The organism is Paenibacillus xylanexedens (genome assembly GCF_007676705.1).
GTDB classification, from domain to species: domain Bacteria; phylum Bacillota; class Bacilli; order Paenibacillales; family Paenibacillaceae; genus Paenibacillus; species Paenibacillus xylanexedens_C.
In genome coordinates, this window is the sequence record NZ_VEBF01000620.1 from 1 (window position 1) to 239 (window position 239).

The following is a 239-nucleotide window of genomic DNA, read 5'->3' on the forward strand; positions in this document are numbered from 1 at the left end:
AGGTCACGCTCGGAGTGAACATACGTAAACTCCCCATTGCCTGCACTGGCCACTTCTTTCAGCAGTTTTTGCCCTTCGTTGTCCACATCAAAACCGATGATATTCACAACGGTTTCGATGTCATCGGACACCAAATCTTTGGCGGCTTTGACAGGATCTCCGCCGCATGTTTCGATGCCGTCGCTTACTACGTATACGACCACATCATCGGCATCTTTCGGAATATCTTCTTTCACTTT

General features: G+C 48.1%; 1 pseudogene. It reads right to left on the minus strand.

Annotated features, from left to right (window positions below):
• Window positions 1-239: pseudogene (locus FS628_RS30905) on the minus strand (hypothetical protein); the annotation flags it as partial.